Raw genomic sequence first — 15,662 nt, forward strand, 5'->3', positions numbered from 1 at the left:
CTTTAGCGTTTCGCCTGCCAGATACGTTGCTGATAATCGCGGATCGAGCGGTCAGAGCTGAACATGCCGCAGCGCGCGGTGTTGAGGATAGTCGCGCGAGTCCAGGCCTCCTGGTCGCGATACAGCTCATCTACCCGTTTTTGCGCCGCCACGTAGGCTGCGAAATCGGCCAGCACCAGGTACGGGTCGCCGCCCTGCAGCAGGCTGTGCAGCATCTGGTCGAAGGCATGCTTGTCGCCGTTGCTGTAGGTACCGTTCTCCAGTTCCTTAAGCACTGCATCAAGCAGTTTGTCTTTTTTACGCCATTTCAGCGGATCGTAGCCTTTCGCCTTCAGCGCTTTTACTTCTTCTACCGTGTGACCGAAGATAAAGATGTTCTCTTCACCCACCTGTTCGGCGATTTCCACGTTAGCGCCATCCAGCGTCCCGACGGTCAGCGCACCGTTCAGCGCCAGCTTCATGTTGCCGGTACCAGAGGCTTCTTTACCCGCGGTGGAGATCTGCTCGGAGATATCCGCCGCCGGGATCAGTTTTTCCGCTGCCGATACACAATAGTCCGGCAGGAAGACCACTTTCAGCTTATCGCCGACTTTCGGGTCGTTGTTGATCGCTTCCGCTACCTTATTGATGGCAAAAATAATGTTTTTCGCCAGATAGTAGCCCGGCGCTGCTTTCGCGCCGAACAGGAAGACGCGCGGTACGCGATCGACCTGTGGATTTTCGCGGATCTCTTTGTACAGCGCGAGAATATGCAGCAGGTTGAGATGCTGACGCTTGTACTCGTGCAGGCGTTTGATCTGGATATCGAAAATCGCCTGCGGGTTAATCTCAATCCCGGTGCGCTGCTTCACAAACTCGGCCAGATGGACTTTGTTGGCCTGTTTAATATCACGATAGGTCTGACGGAATGCCGCATCGTCAGCGTATTTTTCCAGGTTGATCAGCTGGTCAAGGTCATTGGCCCACTCTTTTTTCAGCGTCTCATCCAGCAGCGAGGCCAGCGCCGGGTTGCACTGCTTGATCCAGCGGCGCGGCGTGATGCCGTTGGTCACGTTATGGAATTTGTTCGGCCACAGCTGGTTATATTCCGGGAACAGATCTTTCACCACCAGGTCAGAGTGCAGCGCCGCCACGCCGTTGACGGCAAAACCGCTCACCACGCACATGTTAGCCATCCGAACCTGCTTGTCATGCACCACCGCCAGCTTCGCCCAGACCTGCTTATCGCCAGGCCAGGTTTTATCCACCAGCAGTTTAAAGCGGTCGTTAATCTCTTTAATGATCTGCATATGGCGCGGCAGCAGCGCTTTCACCAGCTTCTCATCCCAGCACTCCAGCGCTTCCGGCATCAGGGTGTGGTTGGTGTAAGCAAAGGTTTTGCTGGTGATCGCCCAGGCGTCGTCCCAGCTCAGCTGGTGCTCATCAATCAGCACGCGCAGCAGTTCCGGGATAGCAATGGTCGGGTGCGTATCGTTCAATTGGATCACTTCGTAGTCCGCCAGTTCGGAAAGCTTGCGACCTGCCAGATGATGGCGGCGCAGGATATCGGCCACCGAGCAGGCGCACTGGAAGTACTGCTGCATCAGGCGCAGTTTTTTACCGGCCTGATGGTTGTCGTTCGGGTACAGCACCTTAGTCAGTTTTTCCGCGTCGATACCCTGCTGCTCGGCGCGCAGGAAATCGCCGTCGTTGAATTTGGTCAGGTTGAACGGATGGGCGTGTTTGGCCTGCCACAGACGCAGCGGCTGGGCGACATTGTTGCGATAGCCGAGCACCGGCAGATCCCAGGCTTCGCCGGTAATGACGAACGCCGGCTGCCATTCGCCGTTTTTGCTGACTTTACCGCCGATGCCAACCTGGACATCCAGCGCGTCGTTATGGCGGAACCAGGGGTAGTTGTTACGACCCCAGTCATCCGGGGCTTCCATCTGCTGGCCATCGTCAAAAGACTGGCGGAACAGACCATACTGGTAGTTGAGGCCGTAACCGGTGGCCGACTGGCCTACGGTCGCCATGGAGTCGAGGAAGCAGGCAGCCAGACGTCCCAGGCCACCGTTACCCAGTGCCGGGTCGGTTTCTTCTTCCAGCAGATCGGTGAGGTTGACGTCATAACCTTTCAGCGCATCGCTCACGCCCTCGTACCAGCCCAGGTTGAGCAGGTTGTTGCCGGTCAGACGACCAATCAGAAACTCCATCGAGATGTAGTTAACGTGACGCTGTCCTTGCGCTGGTTTTGCCACCGGCTGCGCCGACAGAAGTTCCGCCAGCGCTCCGCTGACCGCGCGCCACCATTGACGCTGCGTCATCTCGGAAGCGGACTGTAAACCAAAATGCTGCCACTGACGCGTCAGTGCAGCTTGAAACTGAGCTTTGTTAAATGAAGTCTGTGACATAATGAGATCCGGGTCCTTTACTAAAACGATGGCGCTAGTGTGCCGACCTCCCGATTCATCGTCCTCATCCCGACGGGGATTAGACAGGGAGGAGTGGCGGGGATGAGCGAAAAGTGTGATCCTGGACACTATAGTGTGGGTGAGAAGGCAAAAATATGCTGTAAAAATCACCGCCGTATGACAATCAAGAAGCGACGTCCGCAGGGTAAAAATTTGTTACAGGCCAATACGCGCTAAAAATCTTCCCGCCTCTCGCCAGGTTATTAAAAAAATAAATAGAGCGCTCTGGAGAAATAAGCACATTTCATCACATTGCCCCGCAAAAAAGATTACTTCTAAGAAATCACTGACAATAATTTAATAAAAACAAACGACTACTCTTCACATAAAATAAATCTCTCCCCGCTCCGCCAGCCGCCGTCTAAAAACCGCTGACGGCGAGTCCTGTCTGCGATTTTTCCCCATTCTCAACCAATGTCAAAATTTGTGACATAGAGCAAATTCAAGAGCATAAAGTTCGGACATAACTTGCAATAAATTTCATAATCACCGACCTTATTAGATATTAATTACGAAGCGCAAAAAAAATCGCAACCTCTCTCTTGCACAGCGAAATGTAGAACTATGTTGATTCCGTCCAAATTAAGTCGTCCGGTCCGCCTTGAACACACTGTGGTTCGTGAGCGTTTACTGGCGAAACTTTCCGGCGCGAACAATTATCGTCTCGTGCTGATCACCAGCCCTGCCGGGTACGGTAAAACAACGCTCATTTCTCAGTGGGCCGCGGGTAAAAACGATCTCGGGTGGTTCTCGCTGGACGAAGGTGACAACCAGCAGGAGCGTTTTGCCAGCTATCTGATCGCGGCGATTCAGCAGGCCACCGGCAACCACTGCGCGGCCAGTGAAGCGATGGTGCAAAAGCGCCAGTACGCCAGTCTCTCCTCCCTTTTTGCGCAGCTGTTTATTGAGCTCGCCGACTGGCAGCGCCCGCTGTACCTCGTCATTGATGATTATCATCTGATCAATAATCCGGTGATCCATGACGCGATGCGCTTTTTCCTGCGCCATCAGCCGGAGAATATGACCCTGGTGGTGCTGTCGCGTAACCTGCCGCAGCTGGGCATTGCCAACCTGCGCGTCCGCGATCAGCTGCTGGAGATTGGCAGCCAGCAGCTGGCCTTTACCCACCAGGAAGCGAAACAATTTTTCGACTGCCGTCTGACGTCGCCAATCGAAGCCGACGACAGCAGCCGGCTGTGCGACGATGTTGCCGGGTGGGCCACCGCGCTGCAGCTCATCGCCCTCTCCGCCCGCCAGAATAACTCTTCCGCCCAACACTCCGCCCGCCGCCTCGCCGGGATTAACGCCAGCCATCTGTCAGATTATCTGGTGGATGAAGTATTGGATAACGTCGACGCCCGCACGCGTAGCTTTTTGCTGAAGAGTTCTCTGCTGCGCTCAATGAACGACGCGTTAATCGTGCGCGTCACCGGCGAAGAGAATGGCCAGATGCAGCTGGAGGAGATCGAACGTCAGGGGCTGTTCCTGCAGCGGATGGATGATTCCGGCGAATGGTTCCGCTATCACCCGCTGTTTGGCAGCTTCCTGCGCCAGCGCTGTCAGTGGGAGCTGGCGGTTGAACTGCCGGAGATCCACCGCGCTGCGGCGGAAAGCTGGATGGCGCAAGGGTTCCCCAGCGAGGCCATTCATCATGCGCTGGCGGCTGGCGATGCCAAAATGCTGCGCGATATCTTACTCAACCACGCCTGGGGCATGTTTAACCATAGCGAACTGGGGCTGCTGGAGCAGTCGCTGTCGGCACTGCCCTGGTCAAATCTGCTGGAAAATCCGCGCCTGATCCTGCTGCAGGCCTGGCTGATGCAGAGCCAGCATCGTTACAGCGAAGTCAACACCCTGCTGGCGCGCGCCGAGCAGGAGATGAGTGTGGAAATGGACACCGCGATGCATGGCGATTTCAACGCTCTGCGCGCACAGGTAGCGATTAACGACGGCGACCAGGACGAAGCGGAACGTCTGTCGATGGTGGCCCTGGAAGAGCTGCCGCTAGCCAACTATTACAGCCGCATCGTCGCCACCTCGGTGCATGGTGAAGTCCTCCATTGTAAGGGGAAACTGACCAAATCCCTCGCGGTGATGCAGCAGACCGAACAGATGGCCCGCCGCCACGACGTGTGGCATTACGCGCTGTGGAGCATCATTCAGCAAAGCGAAATCCTCTTTGCCCAAGGCTTCCTGCAGGCCGCCTGGGAGAGCCAGGAGAAAGCCTTCCAGCTGGTACGCGAACAGCACCTTGAGCAGTTGCCGATGCACGAGTTCCTGCTGCGCATCCGCTCTCAGCTGCTGTGGGCATGGGCGCGCCTCGACGAAGCTGAAGCCTGCGCCCGCCAGGGGATGGACGTTCTCTCAACGTATCAGCCGCAGCAGCAGCTGCAGTGTCTGGCGCTGATGGTCCAGTGCTCGCTGGCGCGCGGCGATCTGGATAATGCCCGCAGCCACCTGAACCGGCTGGAAAACCTGCTCGGTAACGGTCACTATCACAGCGACTGGGTCTCCAACGCCGATAAGGTGCGGGTGATCTACTGGCAGATGACCGGCGATAAAACCGCGGCGGCCAACTGGCTGCGCCAGACGCCGAAGCCGGAGTTCGCCAACAACCACTTCCTGCAGAGCCAGTGGCGCAACATTGCCCGAGCGCAGATCCTGCTGGGCGATTTCGAACCGGCGGAAATGGTGCTGGAAGAGCTGAACGAAAATGCGCGTTCGCTGCGCTTGATGAGCGATCTTAACCGCAACCTGCTGCTGCTCAACCAGCTGTACTGGCAGGCGGGACGCAAGAGCGAAGCGCAGAAAGCCCTGCTCGAAGCCCTGACGCTCGCCAACCGCACCGGTTTTATCAACCACTTTGTGATTGAAGGCGAGGCGATGGCTCAGCAGCTACGCCAGCTGATCCAGCTGAACACCCTGCCGGAGCTGGAGCAACACCGCGCCCAGCGTATTCTGCGCGACATCAACCAGCATCATCGCCACAAATTCGCCCACTTTGACGAAGGGTTCGTCGAGCGGCTGCTGAATCATCCGGAGGTGCCGGAGCTTATCCGCACCAGCCCGCTGACCCAGCGCGAATGGCAGGTGCTTGGCTTAATCTATTCCGGTTACAGCAACGAGCAGATTGCCGGCGAACTTGACGTGGCGGCCACCACCATCAAGACGCACATTCGCAACCTGTATCAGAAACTGGGCGTCGCCCACCGGCAGGACGCGGTGCAGCATGCCCAACAGTTACTCAAGATGATGGGATACGGCGTCTGACGACGCCGTTGCCGTTTAGCACAGCTCCAGCTGGAGGTTGTTATCGGTAATCACCTTCAGCACACCCGCCGGCGGTAGCACGTCGGTATAGACCGCATCGACCATACTGATGCTGCCCATATTGACCATCGCATTGCGGCCAAACTTGGTATGATCCACCACCAGCATCACGTGGCGTGAATTCTCAATGATCGCGCGCTTGGTGCGCACTTCATGATAATCAAACTCCAGCAGCGAGCCATCGCTGTCGACGCCGCTGATGCCAAGAATGCCGAAGTCGAGACGGAACTGCGAGATAAAGTCCAGGGTCGCTTCCCCGATGATCCCGCCGTCGCGACTACGCAGTTCACCGCCGGCGAGAATAATGCGGAAGTCCTCTTTGACCATCAGCGTGTTAGCCACGTTCAGGTTGTTGGTCACAATGCGCAGATCGTTGTGATCGAGCAGGGCATGCGCCACCGCTTCCGGTGTGGTGCCGATATCAATAAACAGCGTCGCGCCGTCCGGGATCTCGCTGGCCACCCGCCGGGCGATACGCTCTTTTTCCGCCGTCTGGGTCGCTTTGCGATCGTGCCAGGAGGTGTTCACCGAGCTGGAGGGCAGCGCCGCGCCGCCGTGATGGCGGAGGATCATTTTCTGTTCGGCTAAATCGTTCAGGTCACGGCGGATGGTCTGCGGGCTGACCGCGAACTGCTCAACCAGCTCTTCCGTGCTGACGTAACCCTGTTTTTTTACCAGCTCGATAATCGCGTCATGACGTTGTGTTTGTTTCATGAAATATCCCTGGAAAAATGTCGCCTACCCGACCCCTGTCGGTAAGTCTTTATGCGCGTTTTCGCCCATGCAAGGTATCAACAAACGCCATCGCCAGGCCGGTCGCCAGACCAGCCACATGCGCGCCGTTAGCGATCGCCATGCCGAAAACGTCAAACCAGCCAGCAATTAACCATACTAAAGAGAAGAGTATCAACCCGCGCTGCAGATAAATACCGCTCTGCGGATCGCGCTCGCCCCGCAGCCAGACGTAGCCCATCAGCGCGTATACCACGCCCGATAAGCCGCCAAACCACGGGCCGCTAAACTGATGCTGCACGAAGCCGCTTAACAGGGCGCTGATAACGGTGATCACCACCAGTTTGCCACTGCCGATGCGCTTTTCCACCGCGCCGCCGAGATACCACCACCATAGCAGGTTGAAGAGAATATGCATCAGCGAGAAATGCATGAAAGCATGGCTGAAATAGCGCCAGGCTTCGAACTGCAGCGAAGGATCGTAGGGCCAGGCCAGCCAAATCATCACCGGCTGATCGCCCAGCAGATTTTGCAGGATAAACACCGCGATGCAGATGAGCAGAATCGCCCAGGTGAACGGGCCGGCGTTATGCCGCAGCGTGGCAAAGAAAGGAAAGCGCTGATAACGCAACCCGCTATTGGTCTGTCCGGACTGCCAGCTCGCCGCCAGATAACGCGGGTCCGCAGGATTCTCAAGGAAGCGGGCCAGCTCAGCCCTGACGCGACCGGCCTGACTCTCATCAGCCAGCCAGACGTCGCTCTGGGCGTGCTGCTGAATGGTCAGGATAATCCCCTGCGTCGCCATATAATCGACAAACGCCTGGGCCACCCGCGGATTGGCAAAAGAGGTAATCATTAACATGCAGCGAATCGCTTATTCCACACAAAGGGGGATAGTATACCTGCCAGCCGTTAAAACGTCCCGTGCGCCACTTCCGCCGGGAAATGGCGATGCCAGGCGTCGAACCCGCCATCAACGCTGTAGACCTTATCAAACCCCTGCTGCAGCAGATATTGCGCGGCGCCCTTACTGCTGTTGCCGTGATAGCACATCACCATCACCGCCGTGTCAAAGTCGTTATCACGCATAAACGCGCCCAGCGTATCGTTGGTCAGGTGAAACGCGCCCGGCGTATGGCCCATCGCATAGCTTTGCGGATCGCGGATATCGACCAGCACTGCCTTCTGCTGATGCAGTTTCTGGTGCGCTTCTTCAACATTGATACATTCAAACTGTTCCATGGTTCTCTTCTCTTTCTCGTCATGACGGGCGATGGCGGCCCAATTTTACCCTGTAGTGTACCGTCAGGCGGTAAAGAAACGCCAATATGTTACACCCATCACTCCAAAATGTTTTTTTGATGTTACCAAAAGCGCGTTTGTTTGCTATAGTGAGCGATATCGAGCATTTGTGAGCTTAAACGAAAGTGTGAGAGGGTAAGAACGTGGAAACCAAAGATCTGATTGTGATAGGCGGAGGCATCAACGGTGCCGGTATCGCGGCAGATGCCGCCGGGCGGGGTTTATCCGTACTGATGCTGGAAGCGCGCGATCTCGCCTGCGCTACCTCCAGCGCCAGTTCCAAACTGATCCACGGCGGGCTACGCTACCTCGAACACTATGAGTTCCGCCTGGTCAGCGAAGCGCTGGCCGAGCGTGAAGTGCTGTTAAAAATGGCTCCGCATATCGCCTTCCCGATGCGCTTTCGTCTCCCGCATCGTCCACATCTGCGTCCGGCATGGATGATCCGTATCGGCTTGTTTATGTACGATCATCTGGGCAAACGCACCAGCCTGCCGGGCTCCACCGGGTTGCGTTTTGGCGCAGAGTCGGTGCTGAAGCCGGAAATTGTGCGCGGTTTCGAATATTCCGACTGCTGGGTCGACGATGCCCGCCTGGTGCTGGCCAACGCGCAGATGGTCGTCCGCAAAGGCGGCGAAGTGCGCACCCGCACCCGCGCCATCTCGGCAAAACGTGAAAACGGCCTGTGGGTGGTGGAAGCGGAAGATATCGATAGCGGCGAGAGGTTTACCTGGAAGGCGCGCGGTCTGGTCAATGCCACCGGCCCGTGGGTCAAAGAGTTCTTCGACGAAGGGATGCATCTGCGCTCGCCTTACGGTATCCGCCTGATCAAGGGCAGCCATATCGTGGTGCCGCGAGTGCATACTCAGAAGCAGGCCTATATTCTGCAGAACGAAGATAAACGTATTGTGTTTGTTATCCCGTGGATGGATGAGTTCTCCATCATTGGCACGACGGACGTCGAGTATAAGGGCGATCCGAAAGCGGTGGCCATTGATGATAAAGAGATTAATTACCTGCTGAACGTCTATAACGCGCACTTTAAAAAGACCCTCAGCCGGGACGATATCGTCTGGACCTATTCCGGCGTCCGTCCGCTGTGCGATGACGAGTCGGATTCGCCGCAGGCCATTACCCGCGACTATACCCTGGATATTCACGATGAGAACGGCCAGGCGCCGCTGCTCTCCGTCTTCGGCGGGAAGCTGACCACCTATCGCAAACTGGCCGAGCATGCGCTGGAAAAACTGACCCCCTATTACAAAGGGATCGGTCCGGCATGGACCAAAACCGCGGTGCTGCCGGGGGGCGATATCGGCGGCGACCGGGATGACTACGCGGCAAAACTGCGCCGTCGCTTCCCGTTCATCAGCGAATCACTGGCCCGCCATTATGCCCGCACCTACGGGAGCAACAGCGAGTGGATCCTGAAGGAAACCAGTGCCCTGGGCGACCTGGGGGAAGATTTCGGCCATGAGTTTTATGAAGCCGAACTGAAATATCTGGTTGAGCACGAATGGGTGCGCAGTCTGGATGACGCCATCTGGCGTCGTACCAAACAGGGAATGTGGCTGAATGCCGAGCAGCAAGCGCGCATCAGCGAATGGCTGGCGCAACATACGGGAAAGTCTGAGCTGTCGTTAGCGTCCTGACATCGCGTGGCGCCAGGAGAGAAATACCCGGGCTATGGCTTGCGCCTGGCCCGGATACCTGTTCACAAATTAAACGAGACTTTTTTTCCAGTCGGCAATGTGACATTTATACTGAGTTCTCCACCCAATGCCGCAATGTAGCGTTTTAGGGTCGAAAGCCGAGGGTCGTTATCAGTCTGTTCCATTTTAGCGATCGTTGGCTGCTTTACCCCCATAGCCGCAGCCATCTCCGTTTGTGAAATTTGTAACTCTTCACGAAGCAAGTTTAATGCGACAGACTGGCGTATCTCTGCCGCTTTCGCTGCAATACGCTGCTGGCTTTCAGGATTCTGTTTCGCCATGAGTTCTTTTAGCGTGGCCATTATCGCTCCTTAGTCAGGTGCTTGCTGAATTCTCTATCAGCCAGAGTAATCATCTCTTTGTAAAAACGTTTCTCATTCATGCCATCCTTATTGCCCGCACATAAAATGATAGCTTTCCGCAGAGGATCAAATGCAAAAAAGGCGCGGATGGGGAGCCCATGATGCTGAACCCGAAGTTCTTTCATATTCTGAAACGTTGAATCTTTCACCGTATCAACATACGGGCACCCAAGCTGCGGACCAAATTCAGACAGGATGAGCATCGTGGCCAACATATCCTCTTTTAAAGCTCTACTTTGTAATTCGAACCAGGCATCAAACGTATCCGTCGTTTCTACATCCCACATAGGCGATCCCTCATAGCCTAAAGGCTATCATCCATATTATAGCCATTAGGCTATGAACGTAAACTTATTGAGCATTTATCGTACTGCTGGCGAATTCACGTCAATAGTATATTCCCGCAATAGCCTGAATCCTCCCCGGCACTTTTCCGAATAAAACGTTCTCCGCACAGACAGAAACGGGGCCAAATGGCCCCGTTGTGTTACATTGACTGGCTTACAGCCTTACCGGGTCGATATGCCAGATATATTTCGCGTACTCCTGGATCGTCCGGTCGGAAGAGAAGTAACCCATATTGGCAATATTCAGCATCGCCTTATAGGCCCACTCTTCCGGATGTTGATACAGCTCGTCGACGCGATCCTGGCAGTCCACATAGCTCCGATAGTCCGCCAGCACCTGATAATGGTCGCCAAAGTTAATCAGGGAATCCAGCAGGTCGCGGTAGCGTCCCGGTTCCGTCGGGCTGAATACACCGGTACCGATCTGCGTCAGCACCTGGTGTAGCTCTTCATCCTGCTCGTAGTATTCGCGCGGTTTATAGCCGCTGCGACGCAGCTCCTCCACCTCTTCCGCGGTGTTACCGAAGATAAAGATATTCTCTTCGCCCACGTGCTCCTGCATCTCAACGTTTGCCCCATCGAGGGTGCCGATAGTCAACGCCCCGTTAAGGCCAAATTTCATATTGCTGGTGCCGGAGGCTTCGGTGCCGGCCAGAGAAATCTGTTCCGACAGGTCTGCCGCCGGAATGATCAGCTGCGCCAGGCTTACACTGTAGTTGGGGATAAAGACGACCTTCAGCTTGTCGCCAATCTGCGGATCGTTATTGATCACCGCCGCCACATCATTGATCAGGTGGATAATATGCTTGGCCATATAGTAGGCCGAGGCCGCTTTACCGGCGAAAATATTCACCCGAGGCACCCACTCCGCCTGCGGATCGGCTTTGATCCGGTTATAGCGGGTAATGACGTGCAGCACATTCATCAGCTGGCGTTTGTACTCGTGGATACGTTTGATCTGCACATCAAACAGCGCCTTCGGATTCACCACCACATTGAGCTGCTGAGCAATATAGCTGGCGAGCCGCTGTTTGTTCTCCAGCTTAGCCTGACGCACCGCCTGATTGACCGTCGGGTAGTCGATATGCTGCTTCAGTTCTTCAAGCTGGCTCAGATCGGTCCGCCAGGTGCGGCCGATATGCTCATCCAGCACTTTCGACAACGGCGGGTTGGCCAGCGCCAGCCAGCGGCGCGGCGTGACGCCGTTGGTGACGTTGGTAAAGCGCATCGGGAAGATTTTGGCGAATTCGGCAAACAGCGACTCCACCATCAGCCGCGAATGCAGCTCAGACACCCCGTTGACCTTATGGCTGACTACCACCGCCAGCCAGGCCATCCGCACGCGACGCCCGTTGGACTCGTCGATAATCGAGGTACGGCTAAGCAGCGCGGTATCGTTGGGATACTGCTCCTGCAGCGTCTTGAGGAAGTAGTCGTTAATCTCAAAGATAATCTGCAGATGACGCGGCAGAATTTTGCCCAGCATATCCACCGGCCAGGTCTCGAGCGCCTCGCTCATCAGCGTATGGTTGGTATAGGAGAAGACCTGACAGGTCACCTCGAACGCCTCGTCCCAACTGAATTTATGTTCATCGATCAGCAGGTGCATCAGCTCCGGTATCGATAGCACCGGGTGGGTGTCATTCAGGTGAATGGCAATCTTGTCCGCCAGGTTGTCAAAGGTCTTATGCAACATGTAATGACGGCTCAAGATATCCTGTACCGTGGCCGACACGAGGAAATACTCCTGGCGCAGACGCAGCTCGCGTCCGGAGTAGGTCGAGTCGTCCGGATACAGCACGCGAGAGACGTTCTCTGAGTGGTTTTTATCCTCTACCGCAGCGAAGTAGTCGCCCTGGTTGAATTTACCAAGGTTAATTTCGCTACTGGCCTGCGCGCTCCACAGACGCAGCGTGTTGGTGGCGTCGGTGTCAAAGCCGGGGATGATCTGATCGTAGGCTTCCGCAATAATCTCTTCCGTCTCAATCCAGCGGGTTTTCTTCCCTTCCTGCTGAATGCGGCCGCCGAAGCGTACTTTATAGCGGGTGTTGTGGCGCTCAAACTCCCACGGGTTACCGTATTCCAGCCAGTAGTCAGGGGACTCTTTTTGCCGGCCATCGACGATATTCTGTTTAAACATCCCGTAGTCGTAGCGGATCCCGTAACCGCGTCCCGGCAGGCCCAGCGCCGCCAGGGAATCAAGGAAGCAGGCCGCCAGACGGCCCAGACCGCCGTTGCCCAGTCCGGGGTCATTTTCTTCATCGATCAACTCTTCCAGATCGAGCCCCATCTCCGCCAGCGCGCTGCTCACATCGTCATAAATGCCCAGCGACAACAGCGCGTTAGAGAGGGTACGGCCGATCAGGAACTCCATCGACAGATAGTAAACCTGGCGCACTTCCTGCGAAAGCTGCGCGCGGTTGGAGCGCAGCCAGCGCTCTACCATGCGATCGCGAACGGCAAACAGCGTGGCGTTAAGCCATTCGTGCTTGTTGGCGATGGCCGGATCTTTACCGATGATAAACATCAGCTTATAGGCAATAGAGTGCTTTAACGCCTCAACGCTCAGCGTCGGTGATGCATAGCTAAAGGGTACATTCATAACAATGACTCCAGTGGTTACATCAAGCGTTGATAAAGTTCGCGATAGGAGTTCGCGGCAACCTGCCAGCTAAAATCCATATTCATCGCCTGACGCTGCACATAGCGCCAGAGCGACGGGCGCGACCAGAGAACAAAGGCGCGACGAATAGCGCGCAGCAATGACAACGCATTGCTGTCCTCAAAGACAAACCCTGTCGCCAGACCATCGGCAAGGTTCTCCAGCGAACTGTCAGACACCGTGTCCGCCAGCCCCCCGGTGCGGCGCACCAGCGGCAGCGTGCCGTACTTCAGACCATACAGCTGAGTTAAGCCGCATGGTTCAAAGCGGCTCGGCACCAGAATGACGTCGGCGCCGCCCATAATGCGGTGGGAGAAGGCCTCATGGTAGCCAATCTGCACCCCTACCTTGCCCGGATGTTCGGCGGCAGCGGCGAGGAAACCTTCCTGCAGCACCGGGTCGCCGGCGCCCAACAGGGCCAGCTGGCCGCCCTGCTCAAGCAAACCCGGCAGCGCTTCGAGCACCAGATCCAGCCCTTTCTGACTGGTCAGGCGGCTAACCACGGCAAACAGCGGCGCTTTATCATCGACCTTCAGGCCCATGGCGATCTGCAGCTGACGCTTGTTCTCCGCCTTCTCCTCCAGCGTGTCGCGATCGTAGCGCATCGGCAGCAGCAGATCGTTTTGCGGACTCCAGATACCGTCGTCAACGCCGTTGAGGATCCCCGACAGCCGCCCCTCATGATGGCGCTGACGCAGCAGCCCCTCCATGCCGTAGGCGTATTGCGGTTCGGTGATCTCACGCGCGTAGGTCGGGCTCACTGCCGTAATATGGTCGGCGTAGTAAATTCCAGCCTTCAGAAACGAGATCTGACCGTTAAATTCGAGGCCATGCATGTTGTAAAACGACCAGGGCAGCTCGATATCATTCATATGCCAGGAGTAAAACATCCCCTGGTACGCCAGATTGTGCACGGTAAAGACCGATTTAGCCGGATGCCCACGCGCTGCCAGATAGGCTGGCGTCAGGCCAGCGTGCCAGTCATGGGCATGCACGACATCCGGGCGCCAGAACGGATCCAGTCCGCTGGCCATTTCGCTTCCCACCCAGCCCAGCAGCGCAAAGCGCAGGACGTTGTCGGTATAAGCGTGCTGGTTGGTATCGTGGTATGGGCTCCCCGGCCGGTCATAGAGATGTGGGGCATCTATCAGGTAGATCCCCACGCCGTTAAAGTGGCCGTACAGCAGCGTGATCCGCCCGGCGAAGGTATCGCGGCGGGTCACCACCTGGGCATCCACCACGCCGCGGCGGATATCGGGAAACGCCGGCAACAGCACGCGGGTGTCGATACCCTCCGCAATTTGCGCCGCCGGCAGTGCGCCGATGACGTCCGCCAGACCGCCCGTCTTTAACAGCGGGAACATCTCAGAACATACATGTAAGACCTGCATTAGCGCTCCTGTTTGTGCCCCAATTTCCGCAGCATGTCGCGGGTCACCAGCACGATACCTTCCTCTGAGCGATAGAAGCGGCGTGCATCCTCTTCCGCGTTCTCACCAATCACCATACCTTCCGGGATGACGCAGGCGCGGTCAATCACGCAGCGACGCAGGCGGCATGAGCGCCCCACCCAGACATCTGGCAACAAGACTGCCGAATCAATGTTACAGAATGAGTTCACCCGCACGCGCGGGAACAGCACCGACTGCACCACCACCGACCCGGAGATAATGCAGCCGCCGGAAACCAGCGAGTTCAGGGTCATGCCGTGGCTACCGGAGCGGTCCTGCACGAACTTCGCCGGCGGCAGCGATTCCATATGGGTGCGGATCGGCCAGTTCTGGTCGTACATATCCAGCTCCGGCGTGACTGACGCCAGATCGAGGTTGGCCTTCCAGTAAGCCTCCAGCGTCCCCACATCGCGCCAGTACGGCTCAGCGTTCGGGTCAGACTGCACACAGGAGAGCGGGAAAGGATGTGCATAAGCCATGCCAGCTTCGGTGATCTTCGGAATGATATCTTTGCCGAAATCGTGGCTGGAGTTTTCGTTGCGATCGTCTTCTTCCAGCAGCTCATAAAGATAGGCGGCGTCAAAGATATAAATGCCCATACTGGCCAGTGATTTGGTCGGATCGGTTGGCATCGCCGGCGGGTTAGCGGGTTTCTCGACGAACTCAATGATTTTTTCGTTTTCATCGACCGCCATAACGCCGAAGGCGGATGCCTCTTCAATGGGCACCGGCATGCAGGCCACGGTGCAACGCGCCCCTTTTTCGACATGGTCGATCAGCATGCGCGAGTAATCCTGCTTATAAATATGATCGCCCGCGAGGATCACCACGTACTCCGCTTTGTAGCGGCGGATGATGTCCAGGTTCTGCGTCACGGCGTCCGCCGTACCGCGATACCAGTTTTCGCCGTGCACGCGCTGCTGGGCTGGCAGCAGATCGACAAACTCATTCATCTCTTCGCTGAAGAACGACCAGCCGCGCTGGATGTGCTGCACCAGCGTGTGCGACTGATACTGGGTAATGACGCCGATACGGCGGATCCCTGAGTTAATGCAGTTAGATAATGCGAAATCGATAATACGGAACTTGCCGCCGAAGTGAACGGCAGGTTTCGCACGCTTAATGGTGAGATCCTTGAGCCGGGTGCCACGCCCGCCCGCGAGGATCAACGCCACGGATTTGATGGGTAATTGACGCGCCAGCATCAGCGGATCGTTTTTTTCAAGCCTAACCATGATTAACTCCTTTTTACACCCCAGCTTTCCTTCTCATCCCGCCGCGCCGCCGCCACGAGTTCAACCGGAAGCTTCA

Annotated in this window: 11 protein-coding genes; 2 read left to right on the forward strand and 9 right to left on the reverse strand. The window is 56.4% G+C overall.

Going from position 1 to position 15,662, the window contains the following annotated elements; translation table 11 throughout:
• Positions 1-2: 2 nt before the first annotated feature.
• On the reverse strand, positions 3-2,393 hold the full coding sequence (malP, locus tag CWM53_RS29250) for a maltodextrin phosphorylase (protein WP_100631032.1): 2,391 nt from the start codon (positions 2,391-2,393) through the stop codon (positions 3-5).
• 624 nt (positions 2,394-3,017) lie between these two features.
• Between malP and malT the strand changes: the two genes are divergently transcribed.
• Positions 3,018-5,723: an HTH-type transcriptional regulator MalT gene (malT, locus tag CWM53_RS29255; RefSeq protein WP_061153094.1), complete on the forward strand. Its 2,706-nt coding sequence runs from the start codon at positions 3,018-3,020 to the stop codon at positions 5,721-5,723.
• 15 nt (positions 5,724-5,738) lie between these two features.
• Here malT and CWM53_RS29260 read toward each other — a convergent pair whose 3' ends face one another.
• Genes CWM53_RS29260 through glpE form a run of 3 tightly spaced genes read right to left on the reverse strand, consistent with a single transcriptional unit; the run spans position 5,739 to position 7,757 of the window.
• Positions 5,739-6,497, reverse strand: coding sequence for a DeoR/GlpR family transcriptional regulator (locus tag CWM53_RS29260; RefSeq protein ID WP_002920548.1), 759 nt, complete (start codon positions 6,495-6,497; stop codon positions 5,739-5,741).
• A 49-nt stretch (positions 6,498-6,546) separates the two neighbouring features.
• The gene (gene glpG, locus CWM53_RS29265) at positions 6,547-7,377 is read right to left on the reverse strand and encodes a rhomboid family intramembrane serine protease GlpG (RefSeq protein ID WP_008806994.1); all 831 of its coding nucleotides are present in this window, start codon (positions 7,375-7,377) and stop codon (positions 6,547-6,549) included.
• A 50-nt stretch (positions 7,378-7,427) separates the two neighbouring features.
• Positions 7,428-7,757 (reverse strand): thiosulfate sulfurtransferase GlpE, encoded by a 330-nt coding sequence (gene glpE / locus CWM53_RS29270; RefSeq protein WP_032733885.1) that lies wholly within the window; start codon positions 7,755-7,757, stop codon positions 7,428-7,430.
• A gap of 203 nt (positions 7,758-7,960) precedes the next feature.
• Here glpE and glpD point away from each other — a divergent pair, with 203 nt between their 5' ends.
• Positions 7,961-9,469 carry a glycerol-3-phosphate dehydrogenase gene (glpD, locus tag CWM53_RS29275; RefSeq protein ID WP_074387049.1) on the forward strand — a complete coding sequence of 503 codons (1,509 nt, stop codon included), beginning with the start codon at positions 7,961-7,963 and terminating at the stop codon, positions 9,467-9,469.
• 62 nt (positions 9,470-9,531) lie between these two features.
• On the opposite strand, the gene CWM53_RS29280 is transcribed toward glpD, so the two are convergent.
• The 5 genes from CWM53_RS29280 to glgC all read right to left on the reverse strand — a co-directional run bounded on the left by CWM53_RS29280 (position 9,532) and on the right by glgC (position 15,586).
• Positions 9,532-9,831, reverse strand: a complete 300-nt coding sequence (locus tag CWM53_RS29280; RefSeq protein ID WP_074387048.1) for a helix-turn-helix domain-containing protein — start codon at positions 9,829-9,831, stop codon at positions 9,532-9,534.
• Complete coding sequence (locus CWM53_RS29285) at positions 9,831-10,178, reverse strand: type II toxin-antitoxin system RelE/ParE family toxin (RefSeq protein ID WP_100729733.1); 348 nt, start codon at positions 10,176-10,178, stop codon at positions 9,831-9,833. The genes CWM53_RS29280 and CWM53_RS29285 overlap by 1 nt, the downstream gene beginning before the upstream one ends.
• A 214-nt stretch (positions 10,179-10,392) precedes the next feature.
• The gene (glgP, locus tag CWM53_RS29290; RefSeq protein ID WP_061153092.1) at positions 10,393-12,840 is read right to left on the reverse strand and encodes a glycogen phosphorylase; all 2,448 of its coding nucleotides are present in this window, start codon (positions 12,838-12,840) and stop codon (positions 10,393-10,395) included.
• A gap of 17 nt (positions 12,841-12,857) precedes the next feature.
• The gene (gene glgA / locus CWM53_RS29295; protein ID WP_061153091.1) at positions 12,858-14,291 is read right to left on the reverse strand and encodes a glycogen synthase GlgA; all 1,434 of its coding nucleotides are present in this window, start codon (positions 14,289-14,291) and stop codon (positions 12,858-12,860) included.
• Complete coding sequence (gene glgC / locus CWM53_RS29300) at positions 14,291-15,586, reverse strand: glucose-1-phosphate adenylyltransferase (protein WP_008806989.1); 1,296 nt, start codon at positions 15,584-15,586, stop codon at positions 14,291-14,293. Before glgC ends, glgA begins: the two co-directional genes overlap by 1 nt.
• Positions 15,587-15,662 lie beyond the last annotated feature (76 nt).

Origin of the sequence: Klebsiella sp. A-Nf5, assembly GCF_002810545.1 — a bacterium.
Lineage (GTDB): Bacteria > Pseudomonadota > Gammaproteobacteria > Enterobacterales > Enterobacteriaceae > Klebsiella > Klebsiella variicola.